Below are 14,305 nucleotides of genomic sequence, written 5' to 3' on the forward strand. Positions count from 1 at the left end.
TGCCTAGCGTCCCGTCATCCGAGCACCATCATGTCCTATCATCGTCAGCGCCCGCACCGCGCCCGGCATTTCCCCCGCAATCGCCACCGGCAGGAAATGCTCCGTCCGCCCCTGCCTGCCGCTCTCGATCAGCACCTGTCGCGTCGCGCCGATCTCCGACGCCAGCCTCTTTCGCAACGCCGCCTCACCCGTCGCGCGCAAGCGCTTCGCCCGTTCCTTGATCGCCTCGCCCGCGACCTGCGGCATCCGCGAAGCCGGCGTGCCCGGGCGTTTTGAGTAAGGAAACACGTGCAGGAAGGTGAGACCGCATTCCTCGACCAGATCCTGCGAACGCGCGAACATCTCTTCCGTCTCGGTCGGAAAGCCCGTGATGATATCGGCGCCGAGCGCGATGTCCGGCCGCAGCCGCCGCACCTGCGCGCAGAATTCGATGGCATCGCTGCGTGAATGCCGTCGCTTCATCCGCTTCAGAATCAGATCGTCGCCGGACTGCAGCGACAGATGCAGATGCGGCATCAGGCGCTCATCATCCGCAATGACGCCGAGCAGATCGCGATCAGCTTCGATCGAGTCGATCGATGAAATCCGCAAACGCTTCAGTTCCGGCACATGCCGCAAAATCTGCTTTGTCAGTTGGCCGAGTTTTGGCGTGCCCGGCAAATCGGCGCCGTAGCTGGTGAGATCGACGCCGGTCAGCACGATCTCGGCATGACCGCGTTCGACCAGCGCGCGGACCTGCTCGACAACAGCTCCCATCGGCACCGAGCGCGAATTGCCGCGGCCGTAGGGAATGATGCAGAAGGTGCAGCGGTGGTCGCAGCCGTTCTGCACCTGCACGAACACCCGCGGCAGGCCGCTCTGAAAACCTTCCAGCAAATGCGGAGCCATCTCGGTGACCGCCATGATGTCGGCGACCGCGATCTTCTCGCTGGCCTCGACGCCAAATCCGGTAACGAACGCGGCACGCGCGCTGCGCCAGGCCTCGCTCCGCATCTTCTCGTCATTGCCGACGACGCGATCGACTTCAATCATGCCGGCAAACATTTCAGGCTGGGTCTGCGCCGCACAGCCGGTGACGACGATGCGCGCATTGGGCCGCTCGCGCTTCAGCCGCCGGATCGATTGCCGCGCTTGCGCGACTGCCTCGTTGGTGACGGCGCAGCTGTTGATGACCACGGTATCGGAAAGGCCGGCATTCTCGGCCTCGTGCCGGATCACTTCGGATTCAAAGGCGTTGAGGCGGCAGCCAAACGTAAGGACGTCGACGCTCATGCGACGCTGGCGAACAGCGCCGGATCGAAGCGGCCTTCATATTCGAAATCGGCCGTGCCGGTCATCAGCACATGATCGTCGCGCTCACGCCATTCGATCGAGAGCTTGCCGCCCGGCAGCGTCATTTCAACGACACGATTGGTGCGCTTCAGCCGCGCCGCGGCGACCGCGGTGGCGCAGGCGGCCGAGCCGCAGGCCCGGGTCAGCCCGGCGCCGCGTTCCCAGGTGCGCATCGTGATGTGATCGCGATCGACGATATGGGCGAGCGTGATGTTGGCGCGATCGGGGAAAATGGGGTGATTTTCCAACAGCGGCCCGAAGCGCTCGAGGTCGTAGGCGTTGATGTCATCCACCCAGAAGATCGCGTGCGGATTGCCCATGCTGACGACCGACGGCGAATGCAGGATCGGCGCGTCGATCGGCCCGACCTGCAGTTCGATGTAACGCGTGTCGCGAAACTCTTCGGCGAGCGGAATTTCCTGCCAGCCGAATTTTGGCGCGCCCATGTCGACCGTGTAGAGATCGGGCTGCGGCCCCTGCCAGCAATTCAGCAGGCCCGAGCGGGTCTCGAAGGTCACGGCCGTCTGGCCGGTCTTCTCGAACAGCCGCCGCACCACGCAGCGCATGCCGTTGCCGCAGGCGCCGGCCTCCGAGCCGTCATTGTTGTAGATGCGGATGAAGGCCTCGGTACCCTCCAGCCGCGGCGGCTGCAATACCATCAACTGGTCATAGGGCACGCCGGCGGGCGAGGCGACGGCGCGCGCCTCCTCCGCCGTCACCTTGGCCGGCTTGTCGCGCAGATCGACCACGACGATTTCGTTGCCGATACCGTTCATCTTGGCGAATGCCTGATTGGCCAGCGCGCTCATGGAATTTCCCAATTTCTGCCTGCTTATATGGCGAATGGTGGCCGATTGCCTAGTGCGCAGGGGCGCATGACGCATCTGTCATGGGACGAAGGCGAAGCTTGCGTGTTAGGGATGGCGGCGTCTTTGCGGGCGTGACGGGACATACCGCGACCGCTTGGGGATGGATGGAGAATGCCTAAAATGAACCGTATCAGCCCTTTCCGCTCGGCCATGGCCGCGCTGGTCGCGACGCTGGCAATCGCGTGGGGCGGCGCCGCGCTGGCGCAATCGCCGGCGCCTGCCGCCTCTCCGTCCGCCAGCCCTTCCGCGGCACCGGTGCCCGCCGCTTCGGCTTCCCCTGCCCCGGCGGAAGCGCCCGCGGCATCCGCGCCCCCGGCACCGGGAACCTCCCCCGCACCGGTGGCGAGCCCATCGGTTGCTCCCTCGCCGCCACCCGCGGCCGCCCAGACGCCGGCCACGCCCCCTGCCGCGACCGTTCAGACCGCCGATCCCTTCGGCGAGCAATTCACGCTGGAGCCCAAGAAAGTAGTGGTCATGAAGGGCACCGCCAATTGGGACTCGGCGTTCGACACGCTGATCGATTCGTTCAAGGCGCTGAACGCGCTGCTCGACAAGCAGGGCATCAAGGCCGCGGGCAATGCGATGATCGTCTACACCTCGACCGACGACAGCGGCTTTACGTTCCTTGCCGAAATTCCAGTCGACCAGGAGCCGAAGAACCTGACCAAGGACATGAGCATCGGCAAATCGCCCGAGGGCAAAGCCCTGAAGTTTGTCCATCGCGGCTCCTACGACAACATGGACAACACCTATGAGGCGATCACCAATCACCTCGACGACAAGAAACTTGAAGCAAAAGACACCTTCGTCGAGGAATACATCACCGATCCCTTGAAGACCGCGGAGGACAAGCTGGTGATCAACGTCTATGTGCCGCTGAAGTGAAAGACATGAAACAGGTACTCGCTCTCGCCGCCGCCGGTGTCGCGCTGCTGGCCACGCCCGCGCTGGCGCAAACGGTGCCGCCGCCCGCCATCTCCGTGACCGGCGAAGCCAATGTCTCGGTGCCGCCGGATCAGGCGCGGATCGATGGTGGCGTGACCACCGAAGCAAAGACCGCGCGCGAGGCGTCGGAGGCGAATAACGCGGCGATGGGCAAGGTGCTGCTGGCGCTGAAAGGCGCCGGGATCGAGGAGACGGATTACCAGACCTCGCGGCTGTCGCTGCAGCCGCAATATCCGCCCAACCCGAACCGGACTGGACCTGCGATGATTTCCGGCTATCGCGCCAGCAACCGCGTTACCATCAAGCTGCGCGACGTCACCAAGGTCGCCAGCATCATCGACGTATTGGTCGGCGCCGGCGCCAACGAAGTCGGCGGCATCAATTTCGTGGTTACGCAGGCTTCAAAACTGCTCGACGAAGCGCGCGAGCAGGCAATCGCCGACGCGCGGCGCAAAGCGCAAATCTACGCCAAGGCTGCCGGCGTAACGCTCGGCGAACCGATCAGCATCTCCGAGGAGGGCGCGCCCAGCCCGATGTTCCGCAGCAAAGTCGCCGGCGGCATGGCTGCATCCGCGCCGGTGGCGCCAGGCGAAGAGACGCTATCGGTTTCGGTGAGCGTGTCCTGGGCGATCAAGCCGAAGGAATAACTGATCGTCGTCCCGGCCTTGAGCCGGGACCCATAACCACAGGGCTCTGTGGTTAGGGCAAGCTGGAGCTCCTGCCTTTTTCAATACTCAGGTCGGTGGTTATGGGTCCCGGCTCAGCGCTCGCTACGCTTGCTTGGCCGGGACGACGAGATAGTTAGCGCGGCGACTAAACCTCGAATACCTGCCCGGGTTTCAGCGCCGCAAACCGCTCGCGCGGAATTTTCGCTTCATCCAGCGCCTCGCCCAATGCCGTCACCGGCGCGTCGATCGCCTCGTCGGTGAGCTGGAACGTGCCGTGATGATGCGCCAGTGCCGTTTGCGCGCCGCAATCGGCCAGCGCCTTCACGGCGTCCGACGGGTTCATGTGCTGGTCGCGCATGAACCAGCGCGGCTCATAGGCGCCGATGGGCAGGATCGCCAGCCGCAGCGGGCCATGAGCTTCGGCAACCCGGCGAAAATGCTTGCCGTCGCCGTAGCCGGAATCGCAGACGATGTAGAGTTTGCCGGCGGGCGTCTCCAGCACGAAGCTCGCCCACAGCGCCTTGTTGCGGTCGAACAGCCCGCGCGCCGACCAATGCCGCGTCGGCACCAGCGTCACGGCGATGCCGTTGCCGAGTTCGATGCGATCCTTCCAGTCGAACGCTTCGACTTTGATCGCGTCATCCGCGTCGCGCATGGTGACGTCATTGCCGAGCGGCGTGATCACGCGCGGCGAAAACACTTTCGCGAGCCTCGACAGCGTCGCCAGATCGAGATGGTCGTAATGGCCGTGCGACACCAGCACGACATCGATCTTCGGCAATGCGTCGAACGCGATGCCGGGATCGTTGTGCCGCTTCGGCCCAGCCCAGCTGAATGGCGAAGCCCGCATCGACCACACCGGATCGACGAGAATGTTGAGGCCACCGGTCTGGATCAGCCAGCTCGCATGGCCCACAAACGACAGCCGCACCTTGTTGCCTTCGACGCGGTGCGGCGGTGTGTCGGTATGCGGGCTCGGCACCCAATCCGGCCAGTTCGCGCGCTCCCCTCTGCCAAGGAACTGCCAGCGCAGCACCTCGGCCAATGATTTCGGCGGCGAACCATCCGGATCGAAGAAGGTCAGGCCGTCGAAATGATCGGAAGCAGGGCCGTCATAGGTTTTCATGCGGGACATCCAGACAGACGGCGCACCGGCGGCCAGGCCGAGACCGGCGAGGACTGCAAAAACACGGCGGCGGGTAATGGGCACGGGCGCGATCACATAGAGCGGGAGAGAAGGGCACGGGGCGTTATATGGCGTGCGCGGAGCAAGTTGGAACCCGCGGCGGAGAGAACGCGCAACTTCGCGCTGGCAAATCGGCATAAAATTGTTTTGTTTCAATGACTTAAATCGACGTTCGAGGCCGTTTTGGGCTAGTTTCCCCTTGACTTTGATGGCTTCCGGGCGTTTAACCCCCGCACTTCTCGGAAAGACGTTCTTTTCGACCCGCCGCCCGGCCCTTGAGACCGGAGGCCAACGCCCGACAGCGCGATGCGCCCTCGGGCGTAATCGTGTTTGGAAATTCGTCCTGAGGCAGGACAGAGGATAACGGCATTGTTCGACAATCTGTCGGAAAAGCTTGGTGGGATACTCGATCGGCTGACGGGGCGCGGTGCGCTGTCCGAAAAGGACGTCGATGCCGCGATGCGCGAGGTGCGCCGCGCGCTGCTCGAGGCCGACGTCTCGCTCGACGTCGTCAGAAGCTTCATCGACCGCGTCCGCGAGCAGGCGATCGGCGCCACCGTCGTCAAGTCGGTCACACCCGGCCAGATGGTGGTCAAGATCGTCCATGACGAACTGGTCGCCACGCTCGGGGCTGACGGCCAGACCATCGACCTCAATGCGGTGCCGCCGGTCGCGATCATGATGGTCGGTCTGCAGGGCTCCGGCAAAACCACGACCACCGCAAAACTCGCCCGCCGCATGACCCAGCGCGACAAGCGCAAGGTGCTGATGGCCTCGCTCGACATCTATCGCCCCGCGGCGATGGAGCAGCTCGCCGTGCTCGGGCGCGATCTCGATATTCCGACGCTGCCGATCGTGGCCGGCCAGAAGCCGGCGCAAATTGCCAAACGCGCACTGGAAGCCGCCAAGCTCGGCGGCTACGACGTCGTGCTGCTCGACACCGCCGGCCGCACGACACTCGACGAAGAGATGATGTCGGAAGCGGCGGAGATCAAAACCGTCGCCAGCCCGCATGAAGTGCTGCTGGTCGCGGATTCCCTGACCGGCCAGGACGCGGTCAATCTTGCGCGCTCGTTCGACCAACGCGTTGGGTTGACCGGCATCGTGCTGACAAGGGTGGATGGCGATGGCCGCGGCGGCGCCGCGCTGTCGATGCGTGCGGTCACGGGAAAACCGATCAAGCTGATCGGCACCGGTGAAAAGACCGATGCGCTGGAAGATTTCCATCCCAGCCGTATCGCCGGCCGCATCCTCGGCATGGGCGACGTGGTGTCGCTGGTCGAAAAAGCGGCGGCCAATATCGACGCCGAGAAAGCTGCGCGCGTCGCCGAGAAGATGCGCAAGGGTCAGTTCGACCTGGCCGACATGCGCGAGCAATTGCTGCAGATGGCGAATATGGGCGGCATCAGCGGGTTGATGGGCATGATGCCCGGCATCGCCAAGATGAAGAACCAGATCGCCAATGCCGGGATCGACGACAAGATCATCAAGCGTCAGGTCGCGGTGATCGATTCGATGACGCGGCAGGAGCGCAAGAGCCCCGACCTCCTGAAAGCCAGCCGCAAGAAGCGCATCGCGGCCGGCGCCGGCGTCAAGGTCGAGGAAGTCAACAAGCTCCTGAAGATGCACCGGAACATGGCCGACATGATGAAGGCGATGGGTTCAGGCAAGCGCGGCCCGATGGCCGGCATCGCGCAGGCGATGGGATTTGGCGGCGGCGGCATGCCGTCGGCCGAACAGATGAAGGCGCTGGCGGAGAAAATGCCTGGTGGCGCTGGCCCCGGCGGTATGCCCGCGCTGCCGAAGGATATTCCGGTGGGCTTGCGTCAGGGCCTGCCGAATTTGCCGGGGCTTACGGGCCTCAGCGGCAAGCCGACGCTGCCGGGCCTCGGCGGCTTCCCCGGCAAGAAGAAATAATCGCGATCAATTCACTCTCATCACATCAAACCAAACTTACGGAGAATACAATGTCAGTCGTTATCCGCCTCGCTCGCGCAGGCACCAAGAAGCGCCCGGTCTATCACGTCGTCGTCGCCGACTCGCGCTTTCCCCGCGACGGCCGCTTCATCGAGCGTCTCGGCCATTTCAATCCGCTGCTGCCGAAGGACAACGAAGCCCGCCTCAAGCTCGACATGGACAAGGTCAAGTCCTGGCTCGCCAAGGGCGCGCAGCCTTCCGACCGCGTCACCCGCTTCCTCGATGCCGCCGGTGTCGTGAAGCGTGCCGCGCGCAACAACCCGGAAAAGGCCGTGCCGCGCAAGGAGCGCAAGGCCAACGCCGAAGCCGCCGCGAAGGCGTAAGCGTTAGCGGCGCGGGGCGGTGGCAACACCGATTTGTGTCGCCCGGATCGGCGCCGCGCATGGCGTGCGCGGCGCGGTGAAACTGTGGACCTTTACCGAAGACCCGCTGGCCGTCAGGGATTACGGCCCGCTGACGACCAAGGACGGCGCGCGCCAGTTCGAGCTGACGCATGCCCGCGAGGCGAAAGATCATCTGGTCGCCACGTTCAAAGGCGTCGCCACCCGCGAGGACGCCGAACGCCTCAACGGCATCGAGCTCTATATCGCGCGCGACAAGCTGCCTGAGACCGACGACGACGAATATTACCATGCCGATCTGATCGGGCTGGCCGCGGTGAATGCCGCGAACGAGCCGCTCGGCCGCGTCACCGCGATCCATAATTTCGGCGCCGGCGACATCATCGAGATTGCACCACCGCAGGGCCCGACGATGCTGCTGCCGTTCACCAATGCCGTGGTGCCGACGGTCGACCTTGCGGGCGGCCGCGTCGTGATAGAACTGCCCAAGGAAATTGAAGGCGACGACGTTCCGACGCTTACGTGATGGGTTTTGAATGACCTGTTCTGAAAGTCCCTGGCGCGCCACCATCCTCACGCTATTCCCGGACATGTTTCCGGGCCCGCTCGGCGTCAGTCTGGCGGGCAAGGCGCTGGCTTCCGGGCTGTGGGCGCTGGAAGCCCGCGACATCAGGGCATCGGCCACCGACCGCCACCGCAGCGTTGACGACACGCCCGCCGGCGGCGGGCCCGGCATGGTGCTGCGCGCCGACGTGCTGGCAGCGGCGATCGACGCCGCCGATACCGGCCAGTCCGGTCCAAACGATCGACCAAGGCTCCTGATGAGCCCGCGGGGTCGGCCATTGACCCAGTCGCGGGTCGCCGAGCTTGCGGCGGGTCCCGGGCCGCTGATCGTCTGCGGCCGGTTCGAGGGCATCGACGAGCGGGTGATTGCGGCACGGGAGCTCGAGGAGGTCTCGATCGGCGATTACGTGCTGTCCGGCGGCGAAGTCGCCGCCATGGTGCTGGTCGACGCCTGTGTCCGGCTCCTGCCGGGGGTGATGGGAAAACACGCCTCGGGGACCGAAGAGAGTTTTTCCGAGGGACTACTGGAATACCCTCAATATACCCGCCCGCAGGAGTTCGAGGGCCGGACCATCCCGGAAATCCTCGTTTCAGGCGACCACGCCAAGGTCGCCGCCTGGCGTCAGGCCGAGGCTGAAGCCTTGACCAGGGCGCGGCGGCCGGATTTGTGGGCGATTAAGGCGCGCCAAAAACGCCCAAAAAGCACGACAGACGGGTGACAAGCGCGCTTTGATGCCTTATACGGGCGCCAAATCCGCAGCATACAGCAGGATAGATGGACGTTCGCGCAGCCCGCGCTGGACTGGCTGGGCGCGCCGCCGATGGAGATTTCAATGAACATCATTCAACAGCTCGAAAAAGAGCAATTCGACAAATTGGCCGCGACCAAGTCGATCCCGGAGTTCGGCCCCGGCGACACCGTGATCGTCAACGTCAAGGTGGTCGAAGGCGAGCGCACCCGCGTGCAGGCCTATGAAGGCGTTTGCATCGGCCGTTCCGGCGGCGGGCTCAATGAGAGCTTCACCGTTCGCAAGATTTCCTACGGCGAAGGCGTGGAACGCGTCTTCCCCGTGATGTCGCCGATGATCGACTCGATCAAGGTGGTGCGCCGCGGCAAGGTGCGTCGCGCCAAGCTGTATTACCTGCGCCAACTGCGCGGCAAGTCGGCCCGCATCGTCGAGAAGACCGAGCGCGCGACCGCCGTCGGCGAGTAATTCGTCTTCTGCAGGGGGATGTGACCAAAAGCGCGGGGTTTTGCCCCGCGCTTTTTTGTTGGGTCATGCATATTTAGGTAATGGCACCCGGCTAATCGATTGATTGTCGCGGGCGCGGCCCCTGTGTTAGAAATTTAAAATGGTTCCAGATCAGACCAGCTTTGCAGGCCAGCGCGTCGATCCATTCGTGATCGACGACCGCTCGCGTCTGCCCGGCCGCTTCTTCGGACGCTTTGCGACCTCGGCGACGTCTGAGCTTAGCTGCGGCCTTTGATGCCGCGCTGACTGTCCGTTGCTTGCGCTGATAACCGCGCTGACCGCTCACACAGAATCATTTTGGAGCTTACGCTCATGTCAAAACCCACCACGCTGTACGACAAGATCTGGAACGACCATCTGGTGCACGAAGCCGATGACGGCACCTGCCTGCTCTATATCGACCGCCATCTGGTGCACGAGGTGACTTCGCCGCAGGCGTTCGAAGGCCTGCGCATGACCGGCCGCAAGGTTCGCGCGCCGGAGAAGACGCTGGCCGTGGTCGACCACAACATCCCGACCACCGATCGCTCGAAGCCGAATCCCGATCCTGAAAGCATCGAGCAGATGCGGGTGATGGCCGATAACGCCAAGGAATTCGGCATCACGTATTTCAACGAATTCGACAAGCGCCAGGGCATCGTGCACGTGATCGGCCCCGAGCAGGGCTTTACGCTGCCCGGCACCACCATCGTCTGCGGTGACAGCCACACCTCCACCCATGGCGCGTTCGGTGCGCTGGCGCACGGCATCGGCACCTCCGAAGTCGAGCATGTTCTGGCAACCCAGACGCTGATCCAGAAAAAAGCAAAAAACATGCGCGCAGTGGTCGACGGCAAATTGCCCGATGGCGTCACCGGCAAGGACATCATCCTGGCCATCATCGGCGAGATCGGCACCGCCGGCGGCACCGGCTACGTGCTGGAATATGCCGGCGATGCAATCCGCGCGCTGACGATGGAAGGCCGCATGACGGTCTGCAACATGTCGATCGAAGGCGGCGCCCGCGCCGGCCTGATCGCGCCGGATGAAAAGGCGTTCGAATTCCTCAAGGGCCGTCCGATGTCGCCGAAGGGCGAGGCGTGGGACGCCGCGATGCGTTACTGGGAAACCCTTCGCTCCGACGACGGCGCGCATTTCGACCACGAGATCCGGCTGGATGCGGCCAAATTGCCGCCGATCGTGACCTGGGGCACCTCGCCTGAGGACGTGGTGTCGATCACGGGCATGGTGCCGGACCCCGACCAGATCGCCGATGAAGCCAAGCGGCTCTCAAAGCATCGCGCGTTGAAATACATGGGCCTGACCGCGGGAACCAAGATCACCGACATCAAGCTCGACCGCGTGTTCATCGGCTCCTGCACCAACGGCCGCATCGAGGATTTGCGCGCGGCGGCGAAGGTCGCCGAAGGCAAGACCGTCAACGGTCACGTCAGCGCGATGATCGTGCCGGGCTCGGGCATCGTGAAGGAGCAGGCGGAAGCCGAAGGCCTCGACAAGATCTTCATCAAGGCCGGCTTCGAATGGCGCGAGCCGGGCTGTTCGATGTGTCTCGCCATGAACCCCGACAAGCTGTCGCCGGAAGAGCGCTGCGCCTCGACCTCGAACCGCAATTTCGAGGGCCGGCAGGGCTTCAAGGGCCGCACGCATCTGGTGTCGCCGGCCATGGCGGCCGCGGCGGCGATCGCCGGGCATTTTGTCGATATCAGGGACTGGCGGTAACGCTGGTTGCCTCAACATCGAGGCGTTCCGGCAACGCCTCGTTAAGGCGCAGGGCTCAGACTGGTTCCTCAGCGGGAATGAACTCATCGCGAGGAGCCTGACGTGGCCGATAAACCAGAATATGTCGATATGATCAGCGAGGCGACGCGCCAGAGCCGGCGCAACGTCTCGCGTATCGTCGATCTCGTTCCCGCCACGCCAAAGGATACAAGGCGCCTCAGTAACTGGCCACCCGAGCATTGGCGGGAATGGCGGCTGGAAGCGCTAACGCCATGGAAGATCAAGCCCTGGAAGGGCAAGGACTGGGACTGAGCCCGTCGCGCTCATCACCGCATGCAAAAAACAGGCGCCCCAGCGGGCGCCTGTTTTGTTTCAGCTTAGATTTGCCAGCATTGGTAATGTTGAACTCGCTCGCGAGAGGGATTGGATTTGACCGTCTATGTGATCGTGCAATTGAAGATGACCGACCGCCCCGCCTATGACCGCTATCAGGCGCGCTTCTTCGACGTGTTCAAAAAATTCCAGGGCCGGCTGTTGTCGGCGGATGAAGGGCCGGCCGTGCTGGAGGGCGTGTGGGATCGCGACAAGCTGGTACTGATGTCGTTTCCCGACGAGGCCGCGTTCCGGGCCTTTGCAGACTCGCCGGAGTATCTGGAAATATCCAGGGACCGCAAAGCCGGTGCGGACGGCATCGTCTTGCTGGCCAAGGGTTTGGGGTAGGGCTGGGTCGCCGGGTTTTGCCAGGACCGCGTTCAAGGAGCCCGTTACTGACAGCGTCAACACTTTGCTAAGGGCCGGCTGGTAAACTCCTCCTTAACCAATCAGAAAATCGATAGCTGCCTTTAGGATCCCCTCGTGCTGAGGGCTTGATCCGACGCGGCGCCGTGCCACGGGCGGTCCCCGGGGCCGCCGCAACGGTTCGGCAGCGCAAATTTTCCTCAAGCGAGACTCGAGAAAATGATCGCCAGATTTCAGAACCTGCCCATTATTGCCAAGATCGCGGTGCCTGCCGCGATCGTCGCCCTTGTGGCAGTCGGGATCGTCGTCCAGGCCTCGATAGCGCTGAGCAACCTGTCCGCGACGGCGGCGAGCCTGGTCGACGGCAACGCGATGCGGGTGCAATACAGCCTGCAGGCCGAAAGCCATTTCAACAGCGCCGCGGTGAGCGAGAAGAACGTCATCCTCTCCGGCACCGACGCCAAGGCGATCAGCCAGAACGTCGAGTCCTATGGCAAGGCCACCGATGCCACGCTGGCAGCAATCGATCGTCTGGCGACCGTCACCACTGCTCCCGAGCAGCGCCAACTGATCGACACAATGCGAACCGCGGTCAAGGACCGCCGGGTCGCCAGCGCCAAGGTGTTCGAACTGGCGGCCGCGGGCAAGATGGAAGAAGCCTTCGCCTATTCGCGCAATGTCGCGGCCAAGCATCGCCAGACCGCGATCTCGGCAGTGGGGCAACTCATCACCATCAATACGGACGCCATGCGCGCCGCGCGCGACGCGAGCGTCGCCAGCGCCGATTACACCCGTCTCTTGCTGGTGGTCGGGGCGATTGTCGGCCTGCTGCTGGCCTTTGCCATCCTCGGCTGGATCGCGTTCGGCCAGATCGCCCAACCATTGCGGCGCATGACGCTTGAAATGACCAAGCTTGCCGGGGGCGATCTCGATATTTCGATCGTCGGTGCCGGCCGCACCGACGAGGTTGGCGGTCTCGCCAAGTCGCTCACCGTCTTCAAGGAAAATGCGATGACGGCGCGACGCCTCGAAGCCGAACAGCGCGAGGAGCAGGTCCGCAAGGAAGCCCGTCAGCGCGCCATCGAAGGTTACATCGCGACCTTCGACGTCCAGATCTCGGAAGCCCTGCAAACGCTGACCGCGGCGTCGGCCGAGATGCACGCCACCGCCGGCAGCATGACGGCAACGGCGGAGGAAACCAGCCGGCAGGCCACCGCCGTCGCCAACGCCTCCGACGTCGCCTCCGCGAACGTGCAGACGGTTGCCGTGGCGACCGAGGAACTGCATGCCTCGATCAGCGAAATCTCGCGCCAGGTGGCGCAGGCGTCCCAGACCGCCAACCTTGCGGTCGCCGAGACCGACCGCACCAACAAGACCGTCGAGGGCCTGGCCGAAGCGGCACTGAAGATCGGCGAAGTCATCTCGCTGATCCAGAACATCGCGTCGCAGACCAACCTGCTGGCGCTCAACGCCACGATCGAAGCGGCGCGCGCTGGCGAGTCCGGCAAGGGCTTTGCCGTTGTCGCCACCGAGGTGAAGGCGCTTGCCACCCAGACCGCCAAGGCGACGGAGGATATTTCAGCCCAGATCGCCGCGATCCAGCAGGAGACCGGCAACGCCGTGACGGCCATCAAGACGATCGGGACGACGATCGCCCAGATGAACGAAATCGCCACGGCGATCGCTGCCGCGGTCGAGCAGCAGAGCGCTGCGACCCGCGACATTGCGCAGAACATCCAGGAAGTTTCGAAGGGGACGACCGAGGTATCTTCGAACGTCGGCAGCGTCAATGACGCCGCCAACGAGACCGGCGCCGCGGCGTCGGAAGTGCTGACGGCGGCCGACGACCTCAGCCATCAGTCGGAGAAGCTGCGCGCCGACGTCAACACGTTTCTCGACCTCATTCGCGCCGCCTGATCCGCTTCTCGCTCCGCGAAAACGGGATCAACGCCATCGCGCTCGTCTCCTGAGCGCGATGGCCGCGCCCGTTACCAATACGGCCCGAACCCGAAGCCGAATGTGAACGGCGCCGGTGCGTAATAGGGATATGGCCGGTAGTAAGAGGGCCGCGCGTAGTAGCGGGGTCCGTAATACGGGCGATAGTATGAGCGGTAATACGGTCGATAATAGCCGTAACCATAGTGGCGCCGATAATAGCGTTGCGCGCTGAAGTCGGTCGCACCTGACGTGCCGGCGGTTTGTTGCTTCATTTGCGGCGATGCCGCGGCCGCCGAATTGACCACCGCCGGGCCGGCAAACACCAGAGCGCCAGCGACAGCAGCTGCTCCGATCAACATCTTCATGACGATCTACCTCCTCTGATTCAGGATCATCAAATAACAGGCAGCAATGGCGCCCGTTTCATGGCAGTAAACTTGAAGTGAAAACAGGCCCGCGATGAACGGACCTGCTCACTTCAAATCCGCAAACTCGCGATCACCAGCGGCGATAATGGTGATGATGGTGATGCCGACGATGGTGATGATGACGGTGCCAGCGATGATGATGATGACGATGCCAGCGATGATGGCGATGTCGCCATCCCGCCTCTGTCGTCTCGGGCTTGACATCCTCCTGGACGGCGGCGGCAGCACCGGGGTTGCTCAGCGACAACGCGTTAGCGCGCTCAGTCGGAGCGGCTATAACGAGCATGACGCCAAAGGCGGCAAGCCCCAGAACTTTCATCACCTGCATATGTAGTCTCCTTGGTCCT

17 protein-coding genes are annotated in these 14,305 nt (G+C 63.6%); 12 read left to right on the top strand and 5 right to left on the bottom strand.

Annotation, left to right across the window (positions count from 1 at the left end):
- Positions 1-3: 3 nt before the first annotated feature.
- Together mtaB and dapF are read right to left on the bottom strand one after the other, a co-directional pair.
- A complete protein-coding gene (mtaB, locus tag JQ609_RS10585; protein ID WP_212273364.1) occupies positions 4-1,272 on the bottom strand; it encodes a tRNA (N(6)-L-threonylcarbamoyladenosine(37)-C(2))-methylthiotransferase MtaB in 1,269 nt (422 codons plus the stop codon).
- On the bottom strand, positions 1,269-2,141 hold the full coding sequence (gene dapF, locus JQ609_RS10590) for a diaminopimelate epimerase (RefSeq protein ID WP_212204114.1): 873 nt from the start codon (positions 2,139-2,141) through the stop codon (positions 1,269-1,271). The genes mtaB and dapF overlap by 4 nt, the downstream gene beginning before the upstream one ends.
- Before the next feature lie 180 nt (positions 2,142-2,321).
- Between dapF and JQ609_RS10595 the strand changes: the two genes are divergently transcribed.
- Positions 2,322-3,086, top strand: a complete 765-nt coding sequence (locus tag JQ609_RS10595) for a GyrI-like domain-containing protein (RefSeq protein WP_212273365.1) — start codon at positions 2,322-2,324, stop codon at positions 3,084-3,086.
- Between the two features lie 5 nt (positions 3,087-3,091).
- On the top strand, positions 3,092-3,793 hold the full coding sequence (locus JQ609_RS10600; RefSeq protein ID WP_212273366.1) for an SIMPL domain-containing protein: 702 nt from the start codon (positions 3,092-3,094) through the stop codon (positions 3,791-3,793).
- A 166-nt stretch (positions 3,794-3,959) separates the two neighbouring features.
- Here the strand turns inward: JQ609_RS10600 and JQ609_RS10605 are convergent, their stop codons facing one another.
- A complete protein-coding gene (locus tag JQ609_RS10605; protein ID WP_212273367.1) occupies positions 3,960-5,024 on the bottom strand; it encodes an MBL fold metallo-hydrolase in 1,065 nt (354 codons plus the stop codon).
- 345 nt (positions 5,025-5,369) lie between these two features.
- Here JQ609_RS10605 and ffh point away from each other — a divergent pair, with 345 nt between their 5' ends.
- From ffh to JQ609_RS10650, 10 genes are all read left to right on the top strand, one after another.
- The gene (gene ffh / locus JQ609_RS10610) at positions 5,370-6,917 is read left to right on the top strand and encodes a signal recognition particle protein (protein ID WP_192739326.1); all 1,548 of its coding nucleotides are present in this window, start codon (positions 5,370-5,372) and stop codon (positions 6,915-6,917) included.
- A 50-nt stretch (positions 6,918-6,967) separates the two neighbouring features.
- Positions 6,968-7,300 (top strand): 30S ribosomal protein S16, encoded by a 333-nt coding sequence (gene rpsP / locus JQ609_RS10615; RefSeq protein ID WP_212204106.1) that lies wholly within the window; start codon positions 6,968-6,970, stop codon positions 7,298-7,300.
- Positions 7,301-7,319: 19 nt separating this feature from the next.
- Positions 7,320-7,844, top strand: coding sequence for a ribosome maturation factor RimM (gene rimM / locus JQ609_RS10620; protein ID WP_212204104.1), 525 nt, complete (start codon positions 7,320-7,322; stop codon positions 7,842-7,844).
- A 10-nt stretch (positions 7,845-7,854) separates the two neighbouring features.
- Positions 7,855-8,601: a tRNA (guanosine(37)-N1)-methyltransferase TrmD gene (gene trmD, locus JQ609_RS10625; RefSeq protein WP_212273368.1), complete on the top strand. Its 747-nt coding sequence runs from the start codon at positions 7,855-7,857 to the stop codon at positions 8,599-8,601.
- Between the two features lie 114 nt (positions 8,602-8,715).
- Positions 8,716-9,096: a 50S ribosomal protein L19 gene (gene rplS / locus JQ609_RS10630; RefSeq protein ID WP_192739330.1), complete on the top strand. Its 381-nt coding sequence runs from the start codon at positions 8,716-8,718 to the stop codon at positions 9,094-9,096.
- Positions 9,097-9,235: 139 nt separating this feature from the next.
- Positions 9,236-9,370 (top strand): hypothetical protein, encoded by a 135-nt coding sequence (locus JQ609_RS35515; RefSeq protein ID WP_283813707.1) that lies wholly within the window; start codon positions 9,236-9,238, stop codon positions 9,368-9,370.
- A gap of 77 nt (positions 9,371-9,447) precedes the next feature.
- The gene (leuC, locus tag JQ609_RS10635; protein WP_212204098.1) at positions 9,448-10,854 is read left to right on the top strand and encodes a 3-isopropylmalate dehydratase large subunit; all 1,407 of its coding nucleotides are present in this window, start codon (positions 9,448-9,450) and stop codon (positions 10,852-10,854) included.
- A gap of 102 nt (positions 10,855-10,956) precedes the next feature.
- Positions 10,957-11,166 (top strand): hypothetical protein, encoded by a 210-nt coding sequence (locus JQ609_RS10640; RefSeq protein WP_192739332.1) that lies wholly within the window; start codon positions 10,957-10,959, stop codon positions 11,164-11,166.
- A gap of 117 nt (positions 11,167-11,283) precedes the next feature.
- Positions 11,284-11,574 carry a DUF1330 domain-containing protein gene (locus tag JQ609_RS10645; RefSeq protein ID WP_212273402.1) on the top strand — a complete coding sequence of 97 codons (291 nt, stop codon included), beginning with the start codon at positions 11,284-11,286 and terminating at the stop codon, positions 11,572-11,574.
- Positions 11,575-11,811: 237 nt separating this feature from the next.
- Positions 11,812-13,509 (top strand): methyl-accepting chemotaxis protein, encoded by a 1,698-nt coding sequence (locus JQ609_RS10650; protein ID WP_212273369.1) that lies wholly within the window; start codon positions 11,812-11,814, stop codon positions 13,507-13,509.
- A 71-nt stretch (positions 13,510-13,580) separates the two neighbouring features.
- On the opposite strand, the gene JQ609_RS10655 is transcribed toward JQ609_RS10650, so the two are convergent.
- Both JQ609_RS10655 and JQ609_RS35745 read right to left on the bottom strand, forming a co-directional pair.
- On the bottom strand, positions 13,581-13,895 hold the full coding sequence (locus tag JQ609_RS10655) for a hypothetical protein (protein ID WP_212273370.1): 315 nt from the start codon (positions 13,893-13,895) through the stop codon (positions 13,581-13,583).
- A 108-nt stretch (positions 13,896-14,003) separates the two neighbouring features.
- Positions 14,004-14,162 (bottom strand): hypothetical protein, encoded by a 159-nt coding sequence (locus tag JQ609_RS35745; protein WP_212273371.1) that lies wholly within the window; start codon positions 14,160-14,162, stop codon positions 14,004-14,006.
- Positions 14,163-14,305 lie beyond the last annotated feature (143 nt).

The sequence above is a fragment of the Bradyrhizobium sp. AUGA SZCCT0169 genome (assembly GCF_018130085.1).
GTDB lineage: Bacteria > Pseudomonadota > Alphaproteobacteria > Rhizobiales > Xanthobacteraceae > Bradyrhizobium.